Origin of the sequence: Streptococcus sp. HMSC073A12 (assembly GCF_001812815.1) — a bacterium.
GTDB classification, from domain to species: domain Bacteria; phylum Bacillota; class Bacilli; order Lactobacillales; family Streptococcaceae; genus Streptococcus; species Streptococcus vaginalis.
The window spans coordinates 1-3,270 of record NZ_KV810561.1 but is presented as its reverse complement, the minus strand read 5'-3'; the positions used below and the strand labels follow the sequence as shown (position 1 = coordinate 3,270).

The window sequence follows — 3,270 nt, the reverse complement described above, 5'->3', positions numbered from 1 at the left end:
CAGAAGGAACTAAGTTCGAATTCAAGACACCAGTTGATACAAGTACACCAGGTGACAAAGATGCAACAGTTGTAGTAACTTACCCAGACGGTTCTAAAGATGAAGTTCCAGTTAAAGTAACTGTTACAGATCCACGTACTGATGCAGATAAGAACACACCAACACCTAAGGAACAAACTGTTAATGTTGGTGAAACTCCAGATCCTAAGAAATCAATCGGAAACGTTGGAGACCTTCCAGAAGGAACTAAGTTCGAATACAAGACACCAGTAGACACTACAACACCAGGCGACAAAGACGCAACAGTTGTAGTAACATACCCAGATGGTTCTAAAGATGAAGTTCCAGTTAAAGTAACTGTTACAGATCCACGTACTGATGCAGATAAGAACACACCAACACCTAAGGAACAAACTGTTAATGTTGGTGAAACTCCAGATCCTAAGAAATCAATCGGAAACGTTGGAGACCTTCCAGAAGGAACTAAGTTCGAATACAAGACACCAGTAGACACTACAACACCAGGCGACAAAGACGCAACAGTTGTAGTAACATACCCAGATGGTTCTAAAGATGAAGTTCCAGTTAAGGTAACTGTTGCGGACAATTCAGCACAAGCATCTGATAGCACTCCAGCTAAGAAAGCAGAAGCGAAGGAATTGCCTAATACAGGTACAGAAGCCCATGCAGGCCTAGCAACACTTGGACTTCTTGGAGCCCTTAGCGGATTTGGACTTCTTTCTCGCAAGAAAAAAGAAGACTAAAAACTGAAAGTCTTGGCTATCTATCAACTGTAAATGATTGAAAAAAGCTAAGCTCGAGAAAGGACGAATTTCGTCCTTTCTTTTTTGGCTCTATAATATTTGTAGTGGGTACCCCCTATAGATATTATGGAGCCGATTTTGTTGTAGAAAAAAGTCCCATAAGATCTATAATGAAAAGCGACCAAACCATCATTAGAAAGAATCTTATGGAACAATTAAATTTTATCACAAACTTACTGGGAATAAAAGACACTAACATTACGATTTTGGATGTTCTAGATGCTGGAACACTTAAAGCAATCATCGCTAAGCTAGATTGTCCTGCACCTAAACGTCCTCACTGCCAAGGAAAAATGGCTAAATATGACTTTCAAAAAGAATCAAAAATTCCCTATTTAGAATGTGCGGGATACAAGACTCTCATTCGATTGAGAAAACGCCGTTTCTGCTGTCAGGATTGCGGGAAAATGGTTGTAGCTGAGACTTCCTTAGTCAAGAAAAATCACCAAATCGCAACTATCGTCAACCAGAAAATCATACAAAAATTGATCGAGAAAGTCCCTATGACGGCCATCTCTGAAAGTTTATCTGTATCTACTTCAACTGTCATTCGTAAACTACATGAATTCAAGTTCAAGACAGATCTATCTTCCCTTCCAACTCATAATACAGTTTCAAGAAAGGCAAGATGAGCTTCATTGCACAGGATTTCGATTCAAGACAAATCATAACCATCCTAGACGGACGGACTCAAGCAACGATTCGCAATCACTTTCTGCGCTATTCCAGACAGGTCCGAAACGGCGTTAAAGTCATTACAATGGATATGTTTAGTCCTTATTACGACATCGCCAGAAAACTATTTCCAAACGCTAAAATCATCCTTGATCGCTTTCACATTGTACAACATCTCAGCCGGGCTATGTGTCGTCTTCGCATCCAAATCATGAAGCAACCAGATCGAAAGTCTCATGAATATAGGGCGCTGAAGTGCTACTGGAAACTGATCCAGCAAGACAGCCAGAAACTCAGCAATAAACGCTTTTATCGCCCTACTTTTCGCATGCACTTGACAAATCAAGAGATTCTTGAAAAACTACTTTCTTATTCTCAAGAACTACGAGAACACTATGACCTCTATCAGCTCTTACTCTTTCATTTTCAAGAGAAACAAGCTGATTATTTCTTTGGCCTTATTGAAGAGACAATTTCTTGTGTTAATCCTATTTTTCAAACTGTTTTTAAGACTTTTTTGAAAGATAAGGACAAGAGCATGAACGCTCTGGAATTATCCTATTCTAATGCAAAACTGGAGGCTACTAACAACATCATCAAAGTTATCAAGCGAAATACTTTTGGATTCCGGAACTTTGATAACTTTAAAACTAGAATCCTTATTGCTTTGAACATCAAAAAGGAGAGGGCAAATTCGATCCTCTCCAGGTTGTAACTTTTCATCAACCCACTACAGTTAACAAAGAGCCCTTAATTTGACGTTCATACGACACAGAGCGATCGCTATCCGTCAACTCATAGTTGAGGTGTGACCTGCTCGTGTCGATATCCTTGTTTGAGTGCGTCTCAAAAACACGTTCATTGTGCTTATAAGCTCCTCCCAAATTACCAGCTTTCATCTTCTGCATTCTCGCAACGAGATAGCTTATCCTTCAGCTCCTTTCCAGGTGGTCATTCGAATAACGAATGACAGGCAAGTCGCCCAGGCTATTGCTTGCCTAAATACCTAACATCTTAGCTAGTAGTTTAGCACATTTTCGGCACAACTTCCATGTAAAGTATAGTGCACTATACTTTACTTCGTAAAAGTGCGGTCTGCGACGCTTTATCGCCATCAGGAAATAGGGTGAGTCGACATGTCTATTACTCACCCAAAGCAGTCCTACAAAGCAGGACTTTTCTGTTACTTTTTTAGAAATAGTAACGTTTATACAGCTTTGACACTTCGTATCAAAGCGCCAAACACACTCCGAGGGATTTTACAGAAAGCAGAAAAGGAATGATCTGGTGTAAGATCATTCCTTTTCTCTCTTTTTCTCTAAGTAATTATATACAATGTACGACGAAGTCGTCATTGCAATGCTCATCCACCACCTAAAGGGAACTTTAAACAACATTGATAAGATAAAGAATATAAACAACGAAAATACGTTATACCCAATTAATTTTATTGTATATCTCATGATTAAAAGTTAATTCTTCCGTTGTTAGGAATGGCATCATTTTGATCCCATAACTCCTTTCTTTAGATGTATTTGTGTAATAAAATTAGTTTGCTTAGAATTTTAGATATTATTGTTTTCCGTGTTTCATCCTTTCTAATCTAAAACTCTGTTTTAGGTCTATTATAACAAAACAAAAGCGAAAATGTAAGCGTTTATATAATTTCGAAAATATTTTCTAAAAACTCTTCAGAAAACTTTGAAATTCTTAACGCAATTACAACAGACGGTTCAATAGACTTGTTCGGTAACTACATCATCTCGTGGTT

General features: G+C 38.4%; 1 protein-coding gene and 2 pseudogenes. 2 read left to right on the top strand and 1 reads right to left on the bottom strand.

What is annotated here, in order from left to right; genetic code table 11:
• The coding region (locus HMPREF2876_RS08485; RefSeq protein ID WP_148131437.1) for a Rib/alpha-like domain-containing protein at positions 1 to 764 on the top strand (764 nt) is incomplete at its 5' end.
• A gap of 206 nt (positions 765 to 970) precedes the next feature.
• Positions 971 to 2,214 (top strand): annotated as a pseudogene (locus HMPREF2876_RS08480) (ISL3 family transposase).
• A gap of 34 nt (positions 2,215 to 2,248) precedes the next feature.
• Here the strand turns inward: HMPREF2876_RS08480 and HMPREF2876_RS08475 are convergent.
• Positions 2,249 to 2,428 (bottom strand): annotated as a pseudogene (locus HMPREF2876_RS08475) (plasmid recombination protein); the annotation flags it as partial.
• Between the last annotated feature and the right edge of the window lie 842 nt (positions 2,429 to 3,270).